The following is a 17,039-nucleotide window of genomic DNA, read 5'->3' on the forward strand; positions in this document are numbered from 1 at the left end:
TCATCCCTTCGTAGGGCAAAAAGGTTTACTTATCAAAAGGGGGTGATTTTATGCCGGGCCTCCACGTCAAATTCGAGATCTCGCCAGAGGAGTTTCTCTCACATCTGGCCGATGCCGCCTATCAGGTCGCCTTGAAACAAGGTTTTCGGGGTTCCTTCATCGATCTCCGATTGGGCCTTCAGAGGGCACTTCATGAAATGATCCGGAAAGATATGTTCGTCACCGATCTCTGCGGTCTCTACACCATCTGCCAGGAGGCAGAAAAAATCGAGCCCTGGTCGGAAAAGGCAGAGGAAGTGTGACCTTGCGCAGTCCGAAACCTGATACCGATCATACCTCTTTTCCCTGAATACGCTGAGTATCCTCATTGATGTATACAATATTGAAAAAAGAGGTCTTTTCCCCAACAACATTCCTTTGGGAGGTCTTGGCACCTGATATTGCTCATGCGGCAAGGGCAGGCCAGTTTGTCATGGTCCACCTCAACTCCTATGGGGAAAGGATCCCGCTCACCATCGCGGATTTTGATCGGGAAAAAGGAACGATCACGCTTGTCGTCAAGGTAGTCGGAAAAACGACCGAGGAGATGTCGACCTATGCTGAAGGAGCGACCTTTCTTGATCTGGTCGGACCGTTGGGGACACCAAGCCTGGTCGAGCCACTCAACCATGTCGTCCTCGTCGGGGGAGGGATCGGCATCGCCCCACTTTTGCCTATCCTGAGGGAATTCCGAGAGACCGGAAGTTATGTCACCGTCATCGTCGGTTTCAGGACAATGGGAGAGATTTTCTGGAAAGCTCGATTTGAAAAACTCGCCCACCAACTCGTTTTGATGACCGAAGACGGTTCCTCAGGAGAAAAGGGGACGGTGATTGATGGTCTGAAAAAAATCCTTTCCGAGGAAACCCCGATTGAAGAGGTCCTCGCGATCGGCCCGATCGGAATGATGCAGGCGGTCGCCGAAACAACCCGCCCCTGGGAAATACCGACGTTCGTCTCGATGAATCCGATCATGGTGGATGGGATCGGAATGTGTGGTTCGTGTCGTGTGAAGGTTGGCGACAAAATTCTTTTTGCCTGTGTCGATGGACCGGACATGAATGGTCACCTGGTTGATTTCAAAGAACTGAAGACCCGGCAAATCCGATTCTTCAATGAAGAGCAAAGATGCCTGAAGGCCTATCATGAGAGGCAGCCTCCGCTCACCCAAGGAGGGTCGAGATGAATCGGGAAACAAAAAAATTAAACCCGAACCGGATCCCGATGCCGGAACTCCCGATCGATGCCCGACGTCTCCTCTTTGAAGAGGTCAACTGCGGTTATACGTTCGAAGAGGCCCAGGAAGAGGCGACGCGGTGTCTCTTCTGCAAAAAACCGTTTTGTATCCAGGGCTGTCCCGTTGAGATTGATATCCCCGGCTTTATCAAAAAGATCGTCGAGGGGGATCTTCATAGGGCCTATTCGATTCTCAGGGAATCCAACCCCCTGCCTGCCGTCTGCGGCCGTGTCTGTCCTCAAGAGACCCAATGCGAGGCACGATGTGTCGTTGGCAAGAAAGGAACTCCCGTAGCGATCGGGTGGCTCGAGCGATTTGTCGGAGATTGGGCGCTCCAGCAAGGCGAAGCACTCTCTGGTTTTTCTGCGTCGTCAGGTGCCTCCGCGGCGACCTTTAGGGCGCTAGCAGCCAATGAACCTTCTCGCACAAAACGCGAGTTTTCATTGTCTTCTAGCACTCCTAAAGGGCCCGCCGCTCCTGGCAATGCCGACTCGAAAATTCCAGAGAGTGCTTCGCCGCTGAAAATTGCCATCATCGGCTCCGGTCCCTCCGGTCTTGCCTGCGCCCAGGATCTGGCAACAGCCGGCATCGATGTCACTATTTTTGAGGCACTGCATGAAGCGGGTGGCGTCCTCTCCTATGGAATCCCCCCCTTTCGACTCCCGCGTTCGATCGTCGCGAAGGAGATCGATCAGCTCAAACATCTGGGAGTTCATTTTGAACTTAACAAGGTCATCGGAAAAATTTTCACGATTGAAGAACTTCTTCGGGAAAAAGATTTTCAGGCAGTCTTTATCGGCACCGGCGCCGGTCTCCCCAAATTTTTAGGGCTCCCGGGAGAACAACTGAATGGGGTGATGAGCGCTAATGAATTCCTGACGCGTCTTAACCTGATGGGGGGATATCGGAAGGCCGATACGCCGGTCGGGATGGGGAATCAGGTCACCGTCATCGGGGCCGGCAATACCGCCCTCGACTCTGCGAGGATCGCCCTGAGACTCGGTGCTACAGTCACTGTCGTTTATCGCCGGACAGAGAGTGAGTCCCCTGCCCGTGCGGAGGAGCTCCGCCATGCGAAGGAGGAGGGGGTCCGGTTCGAATGGCTCACCAATCCTTTAGGATATCTCGGTGACGATCATCACTGTGTGCGAACGATGCGTTGCCTCCGAATGGCCTTGGGAGAACCGGATGAATCGGGCCGACGTTCCCCCCATCCTCTCCCCGGCACGGAATTTGAGATCCCCACAGATACCGTGATCTACGCCTTGGGAACCGTCGCCAATCCGATCATCGGCCGAAGCACCTTGGGCCTTAAAACAAACCGCTGGGGGTATATCGAAGTCGATCCGGAAACCGGCATGACCTCTCTTCCCGGTGTCTTTGCGGGTGGTGATATTGTGACCGGAGCGGCGACAGTCATCCAGGCGCTTGGAGCCGGAAGAAAGGCGGCGCGGGGAATTTTGCGTTACCTGAATAAAGAGAATGTGAAGGAGGTGAGTTATGCCGTCGCAATGCCCTAAATGCCGGCAAGTCCTCGATGAAGATTATATCTGTTGCGCCGACATCCAGCTCCAGTGGAAATGTGTTGATTGTCATAAGCGTTCGATCGGCTTCGCCTTCCCCTTCGGTCGCTGTTCCCTCTGCGGCGGCAATCTGACACGCGTTGAACCTGTGAAAGAATTATCCAGAAATATCCAGCTCCTTCAGGAGGCGCTCCAGATTGAAATCACGAGCTCTCTTTTCTATCGTCGTCTCTCGGAAGCGGTCGACGATCCTGAAATCAGCGATTTTTTTGAGACCATGTCCGATTGGGAAAAGGAACATGCGCGTGAACTAAGTCAGAAATACCACCTGCATCTCGGCGAAGAGATGTTTCAGGACGACAACCTCCCACTGCCGTTTCCTTTTTTCGACGATCTTTCATTTTTCGCGGCAACAGGCAATCTCCGTCGTCTCTATGATTGTGGGATCTCTCTTGAGAAAAAAACGCTTCGTTTTTTTGAGGAAAAGGCACGCCAGATGCCAATGAGTCGTGAGAAAGAGCTGTATCAAGAACTCGCCGCTGAGGAGAGAGACCATATCGCGCTTCTCGAATCAGAAAGGGACAAGAGGTGTTAATGTCAAAAGAACTCTTAAAAAAATTGGGAGCTGGGGAGACGATCGATGTTCGGGCTGACGGGAAGGCAGGGAGTGGACTCGTGATGATCCTCCAGACCTTCGCCGAGGCGGTTTCCCTCAAGGGAGACTATCAGGTCCAGGAGTGGCCCTTTTTCAGTTCGGCCCGAAAAGGGGCGAATGTCCGCGGCTATCTCCGGATCGGGAAGGGACCAACATTTATCTCCTGCAAGGTGGATAAACCCCACCTCGCCCTGCTCGTTAGCGAAAAAACGGGGGAAGAACTCGACTTTGCGAGCGGCATGAATGAAGGAATCTATCTCATCAATAGTCCACGAAGCCCGGCAGAGACGGCAGACAGCTTCCACCTTCGAGGCCTCGTTTACACCATCCCGGGAGATCAGTTGGGGGAAAAATATCTCGGTCGCCCGCTCCCGAACATCCCGCTCTTAGCCGCCATGCAGACGGCGCTCCCGCTCGTCTCCTCGACAGAGATACTCAAGGCCCTCGAAGATATCGGAAGGAAGAGGCGGCTCCCTGAGAAGATGATCGAGGCCAACAAGACCTGTTTTCTCGAATCCCTTAAACTGATCCGGAGGGAGGAGATCCCGGGAGACCCTTCATGGAAACATCCACTCCCCCCGTTTGAGGGGTATCTCGATTATCCGACAGGGGCCCAGAGCCGGCTTCGGACAAGTCTTTCAAACCAGACAGCGAACTACGCCCGGCCCGGGAGAAGGCTGGTCTTCCACGATCCGGAAAATCGCTGTAACGGCTGTAGTCTCTGCATCGTCAATTGTCCGGAGGGGATTATTCAATTTGAAAAGGATGAAAAGCAGGGTGTTCGCGTCACGGGAGCGAACATCGACCAATTCTGCAAACTTTGCCGTGAGTGTATTGAGGTCTGTCCCATCGATCTTTTTGAGGAGGTTGGATGCTGATAAAGGCCCATCTGCTGCGTTACCTTGCATCTGGGACCTTTCTCAACATCCTTTTGGAGTGCCCAAGATGACAAACCCAGCCGAAAAACTTTACGGTCGCTCCTTTCCAGGGATCATTGATCTGGAAATGATTCGCAAATTACATCGACCTCTTTACCGGGAACGTCAAAGGGTCCAGAAGGATGGCAACGAGGCGGCAGCAATCGCGTCGCTCCAGTTCTGGAGGTCACCGATCTACGCTGGTTTTCCGATCACCCCCTCGACGAAATGGCTCGAGACGATCGCTGCCTCTGTAAACGGCGGTCGTTTTGTCATTGAAAGAAATGGCCAAAAGATCAGCACGAAACGGGTGAAACTCCTCGAGGCGGAGCATGCGGTTGCCGATTATCTCGCAGGGGCTGCTGCCGCCTGTCGCGAGCTGATCTTCATGACTGCCACTTCTTCTGTCGGTCTGGATCATATGACCGAGACGACACGTTCGCTTGGGGCCAGTGGGCTTGGAAATATCATGCTCATCAATGTCTATCGAGCCACCGCCAATTATCCCCTCTGCATCGAAGGAGACCCTTCGGATACGCTGGCCCATCGGGATGACGGCTGGATCCAGGTGGTCTGCCGCGGGAAACAACAAATCTACGACACACTTCTCCAGCTTCCCTGCATCGGGATGCACCCTGATATCCTGATCCCGACAATGCCCGGCTTCTACGGAATCAAGGACAGCCATCGCAGCGAACCGTTTTTTGTCGAACCGGATGAAAAGATCCATTCCTTTCAGGACAGTCTTTTGCCCGATCATTGCCATCTTCCCGGACTCATCACAGGTGACACCTCCATGGGCAATTGTGTGACGAGCCCCTATTTTCAGGGATTCAAATGGGAACAGAGGCAGAGACTCGATCGTGTCTTTCACATCTTAAAAAGGACCTCAGCTGAATTTCAGCGGGAATTTGGTCGGCCGGGGATTGAACCGATCGAGACCTATTCCCTGGACGACTCCCCTCCGGTCATCCTCGTCGCCATGGGACCCGATACCACCACTGCATGGGAGGTACTTCGCCAGAAACGACAGGAGGGACAAAAAATCGGCCTCGTCGTGATCCGACTCCTCACTCCTTTTCCCCTCAATCTCGTCCGGCAGGCGCTTCGCTCCGCAGAAGCGGTGGGGGTTGTAAACAACGCCTTTCAATCAGAACGCGGGCATCTCACGGCGCTCGTGAGCGAGGCGGTCAACAATCTCCCGATAAAAACGGTCGGGTTCTTTACCGGCCTCGGCGCCGCCGACATCTCGACAGACTCATGGGAAAAGATGATCCGGCTGACGACGACCCTGAAAGAAGGGGGAAGCTGCTTCATCTATCGGGGGGAGGCGCTATGACGATCCGACAACTTCCTCCGTATAAGGAAATGGCCAGAAAGGACTCCTGCTTCCGACCCGGCTCGACCTTGTGTGTCGGATGCATGGAATCGATCGCATTCCAGAATTTCGGGCGAGTGACGGACAACGGGACCAAAACCATCTACACGATGGGGACCTTCTGCGGCGAGGTGTCGACACTCTTCTGGCCTGGGGTAATCTCCTGGGGGCGTGGAGAGACGGAACCAGCAGCTTTTGAAAAATCATTTTCCATTATTCATAACGTTTTTGAATCCGCCCCGACAGTCGCCGAGGGGATCCGGGATACCGCCGATATCCTGACCGAACTGGGGGCGCTTCAGAAACCGATTCAGGTTGTTTCGAACTCCGGAGATGGGGGCGCGCTCGTCATCGGGCTTCGATCACTGCTGCATACGATTCAACGAAAGACACGCATCACGGTTGTCGTCATGATCAACGAATTTTTTGCGAACACCGGCTTTCAATTCGCCTCAACAACAACCCCCTATTCGGAAACCTCCACAACCCCCCCAGGGGAATTTATCCCCGGAAATCTCTCGGAACCGATGAATCATATCGGACTTGTCTTGATGGCAGGGGCCGGTTACGTCGCCCAAGTCTCACCGGCATTTCCGAAGGAGTTCACGGAGGCGTGTGAAAAGGCGCTTGCCTGTCCGGAAACATCGGTCCTCTTCGTCCCCTCCCCTTGCATCGCGGGGTGGAAGTATGAAGAGGGGAAGACGATTGAGCTTGCCAAGCTCGCCTCCGAATCAGGTCTCTTCCCAACCTTCCTAAAGGAAAAAGGAAAGGAAGGAATCATGAAATATGTCGCGCCTGATTCGACCCGATCCCAAAAACTGCTAAACTTTCTCAGTGAGCAGAGGCGATTTAATCACCTCGTCCGAAAAAACAAAGAGGATCTCCCTTCCGTCGTGTCAGGACGGGAAAAAGAATTGAAAACAATCGAGGAATGGATCGCTAAGAACCTGAAGAACTTGAACGCCCTCTCGAAATGGGATCAGTGACCTGATCCTCGTCATACCCTCTTGTCCATGATTCACTCATAATGTTAAAGTTAAGTTTTGAAGAATACTGAAAAAAGGGAGGTGTCTTATGGTGAAAGAAACCATTGTCGAACCGACCGATGCCCTCATCCTAATCGACATCCAGAAAGACTTCTTTGAAGGGGGATTCTTCCCGGTCAAGGGGGCCGATGAGATCCTGAAGCCATTGCTCTCCGTCATGAGTCTCTTCCCTCTGATCGTCGCCACGCAGGACTGGCATTATATTGAACAGTTCACCCACCAGAAGGAGGGGGTTTACGAAACTGGACACTGCATTGAAAGGACCCCCGGGGCTGATCTCCATCCCCTCCTCGCCAATCAACATCTCGACCTCACGATTCGGAGGGGACCAAAAAAGGATGGGGAGTCATTCTCGGTCTTTGAACAAAGCGAGCTTGCAACCTGGCTGCTTCGAAAGAGGTGCCGCCGGATCTTCGTGATGGGATTCACGACCGAGTATGGTGTGAAAGAAACCGTTCTTGACGGTCTCAAACGGGGATTCAAGGTCTTCGTCATTGAGGAAGGGGTAAAATCCCGAGGCTCCGCTACAGAAGGAGCTAAGGCGCTGGACGAGATGAAACGGGCCGGGGCTCATCTGGTCTCCGAGGAAGAGCTTGTCCCGGAAAAGGGTCGCGTGACTGTCGGGGAATAGATTCAGATCTGATCGATCGTCGTTCCTTCCGCCCACTTCCGGAAGGCTGACTTGACCTCTTTCCAGGAAGAATGGAGGGGACAGTGGTGGGCCCCTCCGCACCGCTTCCAGCCAAAAATGCAATGTCCGTCCCCTGATGGATAACCGATGGCCCTTAAAATATCATCGATCCGGATTGATTCCGGGGGAGAGGCGAGTCGGTATCCGCCATCAGGCCCCTTGCGGGAGAGAAGAAGTCTCTTGCGAACGAGCGATCTCAAGACTTTAAAGAGAAAAGGAAGGGGAACATGGGTTAATCGGGCGAGGTCGCTGGCGTTAATCCCTCGATCAACACCCTGTCTCATGATCTCAACCATCACTCGCAACGCATATTCTGCTGTCTTCGGAAGCTGCATAAAAAATATTCTAAGATGAACCATACCGAAATCACCTGACCACAATCATGTGATCGGCTGATTCGAATCATTCTCTCGAGACACGACTTCTCGATAATGGACCTTGATGTCCAAAATACATCCCCTTTCTCGGCGTGAGTTCTTAAAAAAGGCAGGGCTAGGTGCAGGGGCTTATGCACTTTTATCGTCCAGCACCTACGCCTATTTAAAACCGATTGTCGGGGTTGATAACCCGCTCGAATTTTATCCTTCACGCGACTGGGAAAAGGTCTACCGGGATCAATATCGATACGATTCTTCCTTCACGTTTGTCTGTTCCCCGAATGACACCCATGCCTGTCGCGTGCGGGCCTTTGTCCGCAATGGGATCCTGGTCCGGACAGAGCAGAACTATGATGTCCAGAGATATTCCGATCTTTACGGCAACAAGGCCTCCCCGAACTGGAATCCACGCATGTGTCCGAAGGGGTATACCCTGGCACAACGGATGTACGGTCCGAATCGGCTCAAGGATCCCGTGGTGCGCAAGGGATGGCGTGCGTGGGTCAAGGATGGCTGTCCCTATCTGACCCCGGAACTCAAAAAGAAATACAAGTTTGACAGTCGCGGAAGCGACGAACTCCAATTCATCGCATGGGACGAGGCGTATGATCTGGCCGCTCGGGCGATGATTGCGATTGCCACTATGTACAATGGTGACGAGGGGGCCAAACGGCTTGCCGAAGAGGGATACGTTCCCGAGATGATCCAGCGGATGGAGGGATCGGGGATGCGCACCCTGAAATACCGCGGTGGGATGGGACTCCTCGGGGTCATCGGAAAGTTCGGGATGTATCGCTTCTCGAACATGATGGCGCTGGTCGACAGCCACCTCCGTGGCGTAGAAGAAAAAGAGGCGAAGGGGGGGCGGAGTTGGGACAACTACACCGAACATGGGGACCAAGCCCCCGGCTATCCTTTTGTCCACGGACTCCAGACCTCCGATTGCGATTTTAATGACCTCCGCTTTACGAAGCTTCATATCCAATGCGGCAAGAACCTCGTCGAGAACAAGATGCCGGAGTCCCACTGGTTTATCGAATCAATTGAGCGAGGGGCGAAGGTCGTCACAATCACGCCGGAATACAGCCCACCCGCAACCAAATCGGATTACTGGATCCCGGTCCGACCCGCCTCCGATGCGGCAATTTTTCTTGGGATTGCGAAGATCCTGATCGACCGGAAGTGGTACGATGCCGAGTTCGTCAAAAAATTTACCGATCTCCCGCTTCTGGTCCGGACGGACAACCTCAAACGCCTGCATGCCGCCGAGGTTTTCCCCGGATACCAGCCGGGGTTGAGTCCCGAGGGGGCAAGCCTCAAGGAGCAAGGTCTTACGAAGGAACAATACGGGCAGTTGGGAGATTTTGTCGTGCGAGACACCGTCTCCGGCGATTTCAAGGCGGTCACGCGTGACGACGTCGGAAACCATCTGAAGGAAAAAGGGATCGATCCGGTTCTCGAATGGAGAGGCATGGTCAAAATGGCCGATGGAACCACTGTCGAGACAACGACACTATGGGAGGCGTACAAGATCCACCTCAAGGACTACGACCTCGACACCGTCGCCGAAGTCACTCAGGCACCGAAAGGGTTGATCGAACAGCTGGCGAAGGACCTTGCAACAATCAAACCGGCCGCGATCCATATGGGTGAGGGGATCAATCACTGGTTCCATGCGACCGAGGTGAATCGAGCGACGCTGCTCCCGCTCATGCTGACCGGAAACATCGGGCAGCAGGGGGCTGGCTCATTCACCTGGGCGGGCAATTATAAATCGGCCAATTTTCAGGCGGCTCCGGGTGTCGGCGCTGGCTTGGGTGTCTGGGTCGCCGAGGACCCGTTTCATCCCACGCTTGATTCCAAAACTCCCGGCAAGGACGTGCAGGTTAAAAACTACGCCCTCGAGGAAGGGGCCTCTTATTGGGCGCACGGAGATCATCCGCTGATCGTTGAAACCCCAAAGTTTGGTCGGAAGATGTTTACCGGAAAGACCCACATGCCCTCTCCGACGAAGGGGATGTGGTTCACCAACGTGAATCACATTAATAATTCGAAGTGGGCCTACCAGGTGATCAAGAACGTCTTGCCGACCTGCAACATGATCGCCGTGACGGATGTCGAACTGAACGGAACGATCGAATATGCCGACATCGCCTTCCCGGCCAGTTGGTGGGCGGAAATCGAAAACTACGAGGTCACCAGCTCCTGCTCCAATCCGTTCCTCCAGATCTGGAAGGGATCGCTCAAGCCTCCTCTCAATACAAAAGACGACGTCCAGATCCTCGCGGGAGTTGCGAAGCGGTTGGGGGAAATTTTGGGCGACCGGCGGTTTGAGGATTATTGGAAATTTGTCCACCAGAAAAAGACAGAGGTTTATATCCAGAGACTCCTCGATGCCTCGATGACACTCCACGGTTACCGTTTCGATGACATTATCACAGGGAAATATGGGGAACCGGGGGCTGCCCTGATGCTCTACAGGACCTATCCCCGCATCCCCTTCTGGGAACAGGTCCACGAGGACAAGCCTTTCTTTACCGATACCGGCAGACTCAACAGTTATTGCGACATCCCGGAGGCGATCGAATACGGGGAAAATTTTATTGTCCACCGCGAGGGACCGGAGGCGACCCCTTACCTCCCCAACGCCATCCTTTCCACCAATCCCCTGGTTCGCCCGGAAGATTATGGAATCCCACCGGACGATATGGAGGCGGAGGCGCGTCACGTCCGCAATATCAAGATGTCCTGGCAACAACTCAAGGGGACCGAAAATCCGCTCTGGAGGCAGGGGTTTCAGTTTTACTGTGTCACCCCGAAGACGCGGCACACCGTCCATTCGCAGTGGTCCAATGTCACCTGGAATCGTGTCTGGGCAAGCAACTTCGCCGACCAGTTGCGTGAGGACAAGCGGCAACCGGACGCTGCCGATCATCAAGTCCATATCAATCCGCAGGCGGCGAAGGACCTTGGGATCAACGACGGTGATTATGTCTATGTCGACGCCAACCCTGCAGACCGACCCTACATTGGTTGGAAGCCGGACGACCCCTTTTATAAGGTGGCGCGTCTCATGCTCCGCGCGAAGTACAATCCGGCCTATCCCTATCACGTGATAATGATCAAACATGGGACATGGATCGCGACGGAAAAGACCGTCAAGGCCCACGAAACCCGTCCTGACGGCCGGGCGCTTTCGGAGACCGGCTACCAGGCAAATTTCCGGTACGGTTCCCAGCAAAGCATCACGCGCGAATGGGCGATGCCGATGCACCAAACCGACACCCTCTTTCACAAGGCAAGATTGGGGCAGAGGTTTCTCTTCGGCGGCGAGGCGGACAACCACATGATCAATACCGTCCCGAAGGAAACGCTGGTTCGCGTGGTCAAGGCGGAGGATGGCGGGCTCGGAGGCAAGGGAAAGTGGGAGGGTGCGACGACGGGCCACACGCCCGGAGATGAAAACAGAGAGATGCAGATCTATCTCGCAGGAAGGTTTATCAAAAATGGCTGAAGAGGAAAACAAAGTGTCGGCGAGTGCAGGATCTGGCTTTGCCAGTCCGGAGCGAGAGGGGACCGGGGGGAAGGGGCCCTCTTCCGCTTGCGGAAGGGGCAGCGTTCCCCCCGATCCAGAAGACCCGTTTGAGATGGTCCAGCAGTTTATCGACGTGCCGGCGGATGACCGGTTCTACGATCAGATGGCCCGGACGTTCATCGAGGAATATTTAATGATGGGATGGAGTGACGAAGAAATCTTCAGTCTCTTTCAGGAACCTTTTTACAGAGGCACGCATGATATTTTGCAAAAGAAGGGTGAGGCCTTCGTGAAGAGCCTGATCCATGAGGTGAGACATGGCTAAGGTGTACAACTGGCAGATCGGGCGCGAGATGGATTATCCGTATGACGAGATCCATCCGAAACGGCAATTCGCCGCCGTTTTTAACACGAATCGTTGCATCGCCTGCCAGACCTGTTCGATGGCCTGCAAGTCGACCTGGACCTTCTCGAAGGGGCAGGAATATATGTGGTGGAATAACGTCGAGACAAAGCCTTACGGAGGGTATCCACGCAACTGGGATCTGAAAATCCTCTCTCTCCTGGCCAAGGCGGATCCGACCGGAGAAAAAACGATCTTTGAGGCGGCTCCCAGCGGAGAGAGGGTCTTGGGTTATCTGCCGGACGATCAGGAATGGAAGGCACCGAATCTCTACGAAGATACCTCCACAAAATACGATTCCGGTTCTGCCTTGGGCCTTTCCGGAAAAGGGGTCAGTCTCCCCGAGCATAAGGCCTGGTTCTTCTACCTCCAGAGAATTTGTAACCACTGCACCTACCCTGCCTGCCTGGCCGCTTGTCCGCGCAAGGCGATCTATAAACGGCCGGAAGATGGGATCGTCCTGATCGATCAAGAGCGTTGTCGAGGTTACCGAAAATGTATGGAGGCCTGCCCTTACAAGAAACCGATGTTCAATGCCGAGACGCGCGTCTCGGAAAAATGCATCGCCTGTTACCCAAGGATCGAGGGAAAAGACCCCCTCCTCAAGGGAAGGCGGATGGAGACCCGCTGCATGTCGGCCTGTGTCGGACAGATTCGTTTGCAGGGACTGGTCGATATCAACAAGGACGGCAGCTGGACCGAAAACCAAAAAAGTCCGCTCTACTATCTCATCAAGAAAACGAAGATCGCCCTCCCGCTCTATCCGCAGTTCGGGACGGAACCGAATATTTACTACATCCCGCCACGTTGGGTTCCGAAATCCTACCTCCATCAGATGTTTGGACAGGGCGTCGATGAGGCGATCGACAGATACCTGGCACCCGATCGCGAATTGCTGGCGGTCCTTCAACTCTTCCGGCGGAGTCAGGAGATCATCTTCCGCTATGAGATTGAAGAAGGGCCGAAGGTCTTTGAGACGACTGTTCATGGGAAGCCGTTTTCTCTCTACAACGACACGATCATCGCCTTCGCAGAGGATGGGAAAGAAATCTTCCGAACGACGGTAGAGGAGCCGGTTCATATCCGACCCAAGGAGCGAACCAATGCTGTTTAAGTTGTTTCTCCCCCTTATTGCCTTCGTTTTTGGCTGTGCGGCTGGAGCCAAAACAGATCCGATGGCGGAGGAGCTTTTGTCCAAGCTCTCTCAAGAGGGGAACCTGATCACCGTCGCTCAAGCAAAAGGGGAAATCCCTACCGACCCCACAGATCCCGCATGGCAAACAACACCGGAATCAATAATTCCACTCGTCTCACAAACCTCTCTCTCCCCCAAAACCCCCGTCTTTCAAAGAACCGATATCTCCGTTCGTGTGCTTTATGCCGGCAAAGAGATCGGTTTCCTGATCTCCTGGAGTGACCCGACCCGGAGTGAGAGCGAGGCAGGTGTCACAAAATTTCGCGATGCGGTCGCGATCGGGTTTGCGCCGAACCTCAAAAATGCCGATTCGCTTCCTTACATCGGAATGGGAAACAAGGGGCGTCCGATGGCTATCTGGCACTGGAAGGCAAGCTGGCAAGAGGATGTCAACCACGGCTATCAAGGGGTCGGCGAAGCTCATGCAGGGATGGTACCGAATATTTCTCCTATCCCCCATCGAACCGCTGACGAGGCCGGCTCCCCGATGGCACAGATGAAACGAACAAGTCCCGTTGAAAACCTTCTCGCTGAGGGGTTCGGAACGCTCACGTCGATACCGGGCAAGAATTTAACCGGAAATGGGATCTGGAATCAGGGACGATGGCATGTCGTGGTCAAGGGGGTACGACGCGCCGGTGGGAAAGGGATAGATCCGGTCACCTTCGCCATCTGGGATGGGGCGAAGGAGAATCGAAACGGAATGAAGGGTCTGACCCGGTGGCGATTTCTCCGTTTTGAAGGAGAACCGGTCCCGCCAGACCTGCTCAACTCATTGATCATCGGCCCCCTGCCAGGTGCCGATCCGAAGAGAGGCAAACAACTCGTCACAGAAATGGGCTGCGTCTCCTGCCACAACTTTCCGAACAACCCGACAGCCAATGACGTCGGCCCGGATCTGGCACATGCCGGCTCGATCCATCGTCCGGAGTATCTCCTCGAGTCGATCAAAGATCCGAACGCCGTTATTGTCCCGGCGCCCGGTTACTTCGACCCAGAGACCTGGACCTCGACGATGCCGTCCTTCGGCGATCAGATCCCAGAAAAGGATTACAACGATGTCGTCGAATACTTGAGGAGTCTGCAATGAACCATCCATCGGACCTCTATAAAATTCTTGCCATCTGCTTTCGTCGCCCGGATGAGCCTCTCTTCGAGATATTTCGAAAAACAGACTCCTTTCGGGACATCCTCAAGGGCACCTCATTAGAAGGACTGCTTTCGGAACATACGCGGCTTTTTTCCTTAAGCGTGGCGGGCGGGATTCCTCCCTATGAAACCGAATATGGGCATAAAGATATCTTCTTCAAGACACAGCGTATGGCAGACATCGCCGGCTTTTGTCATGCCTTTGGGGTTGAGACGACAGACACGCCCCCTGAACGAATAGACTTTATCGGGTCCGAGCTGGAATTGATGTATTGGATCACCCTTAAGGAACAAAGAGCCATGGATGCGGGAAAGACCGAACAAGCCGAGATCTGCCGGGATGCCGCAGCCAAATTTCTTCAGGACCACCTGGGACGCTGGGGCTCTTATTTCGGAGATCAGATCGCAAAATCGGCACACCTTCCTTTTTACAAACAAGTTGGTCAATCGCTTTTTGAATTGATTGAATCCGAATGCGAGCGTCTGAACGTGCAACCGGAAAGGGTCACCGGATGGAATCCGGAGCCGCTTTCTGCCACGGAGTTTGAGTGTGGGAGTGAGACAGGGTGTAAAGGAGAACTTTCATGACAAGTATCACCGACTATTACGCAAAAGACCATGACCGACTGGACGGTCTCTTCAAGACCTTCCAGTCAACCAAGAGAACTGATTTCGGGAGGGCGAAGGTGGCATTCGTTGAATTTAAATTTGGTCTCCAGAGACATATCATCTGGGAGGAGGATATCCTCTTCCCCTTCTTTGAACAAAAGACGGGGATGAGGGATGGTAGCCCGACCGCTGTCATGCGAATGGAGCATCGTGAGATCCGTGACGCGCTCGAAAGCATCCACGCGAAGGTCGCCAAAAAAGACCCGAACTCCGATGAGTCAGAGGAGAGACTCGTCACCGTCCTGACACAACATAACGTGAAGGAGGAGGAGATCCTCTATCCGGCTATCGATCGCTTGCTAACAGATCAAGAGAAGGAAACTGTTTTCAAGAGGATGGAAGACATACCCCCGGAACGCTATGAAACCTGTTGCTGACGAAGATCATGTTGACAGCTGTCTGCAGTCATTTCTGTGGCTCCCCCTTCTTTGGATAATCGTCATTAATTGGAGGAGGTTTTTATGCGTCTTGGACCTTGGGAAATAGCAGCGATTGTTGTTGTGGCCCTCTTGATCTTCGGCCCCTCGAAACTCCCGAAGCTTGGTCAGAGTTTGGCGGAGTTTTTCAGGAATTTCAAAAAAGGGGTCAAGGAGGTCGAGAAGGAAGGAGAAGAGATCAAGAAGAGTCTGACGCCCTGAACTCTAGAATCCGATCCCTCCGACCTAAACCCCTCGAAGGGCATGGTCGCAGGGACGGGGTAGCGCGGGAAACGGCGCTGCCTCCCGATTCCCGCTTGCTGCGGGATGAATTGGAAAGGAGCCCGGTGTGATTTCCGCTCATGAAGCGCAAAACATTATCCTCGAAAAAACAAGCCGGCTTGGAAACGAAGAGGTCCCCCTGTCCCTGTCGCTGCACCGATACCTCGCAGAGCCGATCACTGCCCCGATCGATCTTCCACCCTTTGACAACGCCGCTATGGATGGCTTTGCAATTCAAAGTGGCGATACGAAAACTGCCTCGGCCCAAAACCCGGTCACATTAAAAGTTGTTGGGACAATCGCTGCTGGAGATGCTCCCTCTCAAGCCGTTCTCAAATCAGGCGAATATTTCCGAATCATGACGGGGGCTCCCGTTCCGGATGGTGCCGATGCCGTCGTGCCCTTTGAAGAGGCTGTTCACACCCCCCTTGAGGTAAGAATCATAAAACCAGTTCCCTCAGGTTCCAATATCCGCCTTGCCGGTGAGGATGTAAAAAAGGATCAAAGGATTCTCGATGTCGGAGAAAAGATCACCTCTCGTACGATTGCGCTCCTGGCGGCATTAGGTGTTTATCGAATCCCGGTTTTCAGGCATCCGAACATCAAGATCCTCGTAACCGGAAGCGAACTCACCGCCGTCGGACACCCTCTGCACGATGGAAAGATCTATAACAGCAATGGCCCTGCACTGACGGCCGCGTTACAAGAAATCGATATTATCCCTCAAATAGTCGTCTCCTCCGCGGATGTCGTCTCTGATCTCAAAACCTTCTTCACAGCCTCAGAAGAGGCGGATGCGCTGATAACAATCGGGGCGGTTTCCACCGGCGATTTTGATTTTATCCCTCAGGTCCTGAAGGGGATCGGTGCCGAAATAGCCTTTCACAAGGTCTCCATAAAACCAGGCAAGCCGCTCCTCTTCGCCACTTGGAAAGGGAAACCGATCTTTGGGCTCCCAGGGAATCCGGTCTCCGCCCTAATGGTTTTTGAGCGCTTTGTCCGACCGGCACTCCTCAAGATGATGGGGGCAAATAATTTTTTACGAAGACGAGGGATCGCGGTCGCTACCGAAACTCTGTCTGGGAGCTTGGGCAAGGAAAACTATCTCCGAGGAATCGTTGAATCGTCTGGCAATGGATCCCATGCCCGCTCCGCCGGGAAGCAAGGATCAGCCCATCTTCTTCCACTCGCTCGAGCTAATGCGATCTTGATCGTCCCTCCTGAAAAAGAGGAGATCCGCGCCGGAGAAACAGTCGAATTCGAAACATTTTTGGAGGAACTATGAAGATAAAACTCCGTTTTTTCTCACTGCTTCATCATTACTTTGGCACCGGAGAAATGGAAACCAATCTTGATTCTCCAAAAACCGTTCAAGAAGTTTTTTTTGATCTGTTTGAGGACAAGGAACTCGCGGAGAAACTAGCGCGATCGATCCGGTTTGCCGTGAACTGGGAATATGTCGAGCCGGAGATGGTCGTCCACGAAGGTGACGAAGTCGCATTTATACCACCTGTTAGCGGAGGATAG

The 17,039-nt window shown here is 53.7% G+C and carries 18 protein-coding genes and 1 riboswitch; of the genes, 17 read left to right on the top strand and 1 reads right to left on the bottom strand.

Annotated elements, in window-relative coordinates; genetic code table 11:
- Positions 1–50: 50 nt before the first annotated feature.
- From HYT76_01220 to HYT76_01255, 8 genes are all read left to right on the top strand, one after another.
- Positions 51–302: a hypothetical protein gene (locus tag HYT76_01220; GenBank protein ID MBI2082166.1), complete on the top strand. Its 252-nt coding sequence runs from the start codon at positions 51–53 to the stop codon at positions 300–302.
- A 68-nt stretch (positions 303–370) separates the two neighbouring features.
- Positions 371–1,225, top strand: coding sequence for a sulfide/dihydroorotate dehydrogenase-like FAD/NAD-binding protein (locus HYT76_01225; protein ID MBI2082167.1), 855 nt, complete (start codon positions 371–373; stop codon positions 1,223–1,225).
- A 347-nt stretch (positions 1,226–1,572) separates the two neighbouring features.
- Positions 1,573–2,796, top strand: a complete 1,224-nt coding sequence (locus tag HYT76_01230; protein MBI2082168.1) for an FAD-dependent oxidoreductase — start codon at positions 1,573–1,575, stop codon at positions 2,794–2,796.
- Positions 2,777–3,394, top strand: coding sequence for a hypothetical protein (locus HYT76_01235; GenBank protein ID MBI2082169.1), 618 nt, complete (start codon positions 2,777–2,779; stop codon positions 3,392–3,394). The genes HYT76_01230 and HYT76_01235 overlap by 20 nt, the downstream gene beginning before the upstream one ends.
- Positions 3,394–4,332 carry a 2-oxoacid:acceptor oxidoreductase family protein gene (locus HYT76_01240; protein ID MBI2082170.1) on the top strand — a complete coding sequence of 313 codons (939 nt, stop codon included), beginning with the start codon at positions 3,394–3,396 and terminating at the stop codon, positions 4,330–4,332. Before HYT76_01235 ends, HYT76_01240 begins: the two co-directional genes overlap by 1 nt.
- Before the next feature lie 67 nt (positions 4,333–4,399).
- Entirely contained in the window at positions 4,400–5,710 is a 1,311-nt protein-coding gene (locus HYT76_01245; protein ID MBI2082171.1) for a hypothetical protein, read from the top strand.
- On the top strand, positions 5,707–6,735 hold the full coding sequence (locus tag HYT76_01250; protein MBI2082172.1) for a hypothetical protein: 1,029 nt from the start codon (positions 5,707–5,709) through the stop codon (positions 6,733–6,735). Before HYT76_01245 ends, HYT76_01250 begins: the two co-directional genes overlap by 4 nt.
- An 88-nt stretch (positions 6,736–6,823) precedes the next feature.
- A complete protein-coding gene (locus tag HYT76_01255) occupies positions 6,824–7,426 on the top strand; it encodes an isochorismatase family protein (GenBank protein MBI2082173.1) in 603 nt (200 codons plus the stop codon).
- Positions 7,427–7,428: 2 nt separating this feature from the next.
- On the opposite strand, the gene HYT76_01260 is transcribed toward HYT76_01255, so the two are convergent.
- Positions 7,429–7,845, bottom strand: a complete 417-nt coding sequence (locus tag HYT76_01260; GenBank protein ID MBI2082174.1) for an Rrf2 family transcriptional regulator — start codon at positions 7,843–7,845, stop codon at positions 7,429–7,431.
- 82 nt (positions 7,846–7,927) lie between these two features.
- Here HYT76_01260 and HYT76_01265 point away from each other — a divergent pair, with 82 nt between their 5' ends.
- The 9 genes from HYT76_01265 to HYT76_01305 all read left to right on the top strand — a co-directional run bounded on the left by HYT76_01265 (position 7,928) and on the right by HYT76_01305 (position 17,039).
- Positions 7,928–11,377 carry a molybdopterin-dependent oxidoreductase gene (locus HYT76_01265; protein MBI2082175.1) on the top strand — a complete coding sequence of 1,150 codons (3,450 nt, stop codon included), beginning with the start codon at positions 7,928–7,930 and terminating at the stop codon, positions 11,375–11,377.
- Positions 11,370–11,723: a hypothetical protein gene (locus tag HYT76_01270; GenBank protein ID MBI2082176.1), complete on the top strand. Its 354-nt coding sequence runs from the start codon at positions 11,370–11,372 to the stop codon at positions 11,721–11,723. The genes HYT76_01265 and HYT76_01270 overlap by 8 nt, the downstream gene beginning before the upstream one ends.
- Entirely contained in the window at positions 11,716–12,915 is a 1,200-nt protein-coding gene (locus HYT76_01275; GenBank protein MBI2082177.1) for a 4Fe-4S dicluster domain-containing protein, read from the top strand. The genes HYT76_01270 and HYT76_01275 overlap by 8 nt, the downstream gene beginning before the upstream one ends.
- A complete protein-coding gene (locus tag HYT76_01280; GenBank protein ID MBI2082178.1) occupies positions 12,905–14,086 on the top strand; it encodes a c-type cytochrome in 1,182 nt (393 codons plus the stop codon). The genes HYT76_01275 and HYT76_01280 overlap by 11 nt, the downstream gene beginning before the upstream one ends.
- Positions 14,083–14,733 carry a molecular chaperone TorD family protein gene (locus tag HYT76_01285; protein MBI2082179.1) on the top strand — a complete coding sequence of 217 codons (651 nt, stop codon included), beginning with the start codon at positions 14,083–14,085 and terminating at the stop codon, positions 14,731–14,733. The genes HYT76_01280 and HYT76_01285 overlap by 4 nt, the downstream gene beginning before the upstream one ends.
- Complete coding sequence (locus HYT76_01290) at positions 14,730–15,191, top strand: hemerythrin domain-containing protein (GenBank protein ID MBI2082180.1); 462 nt, start codon at positions 14,730–14,732, stop codon at positions 15,189–15,191. Before HYT76_01285 ends, HYT76_01290 begins: the two co-directional genes overlap by 4 nt.
- 84 nt (positions 15,192–15,275) lie before the next feature.
- Positions 15,276–15,452: a twin-arginine translocase TatA/TatE family subunit gene (locus tag HYT76_01295; protein MBI2082181.1), complete on the top strand. Its 177-nt coding sequence runs from the start codon at positions 15,276–15,278 to the stop codon at positions 15,450–15,452.
- A riboswitch (molybdenum cofactor riboswitch) is annotated at positions 15,451–15,587 on the top strand. It overlaps the preceding gene by 2 nt.
- On the top strand, positions 15,580–16,797 hold the full coding sequence (locus tag HYT76_01300) for a molybdopterin molybdotransferase MoeA (GenBank protein MBI2082182.1): 1,218 nt from the start codon (positions 15,580–15,582) through the stop codon (positions 16,795–16,797). (Overlaps the previous riboswitch by 8 nt.)
- The gene (locus HYT76_01305; GenBank protein ID MBI2082183.1) at positions 16,794–17,039 is read left to right on the top strand and encodes a MoaD/ThiS family protein; all 246 of its coding nucleotides are present in this window, start codon (positions 16,794–16,796) and stop codon (positions 17,037–17,039) included. The genes HYT76_01300 and HYT76_01305 overlap by 4 nt, the downstream gene beginning before the upstream one ends.

Source organism: Deltaproteobacteria bacterium (genome assembly GCA_016180845.1).
Taxonomy (GTDB): Bacteria; UBA10199; UBA10199; order JACPAL01; family JACPAL01; genus JACPAK01.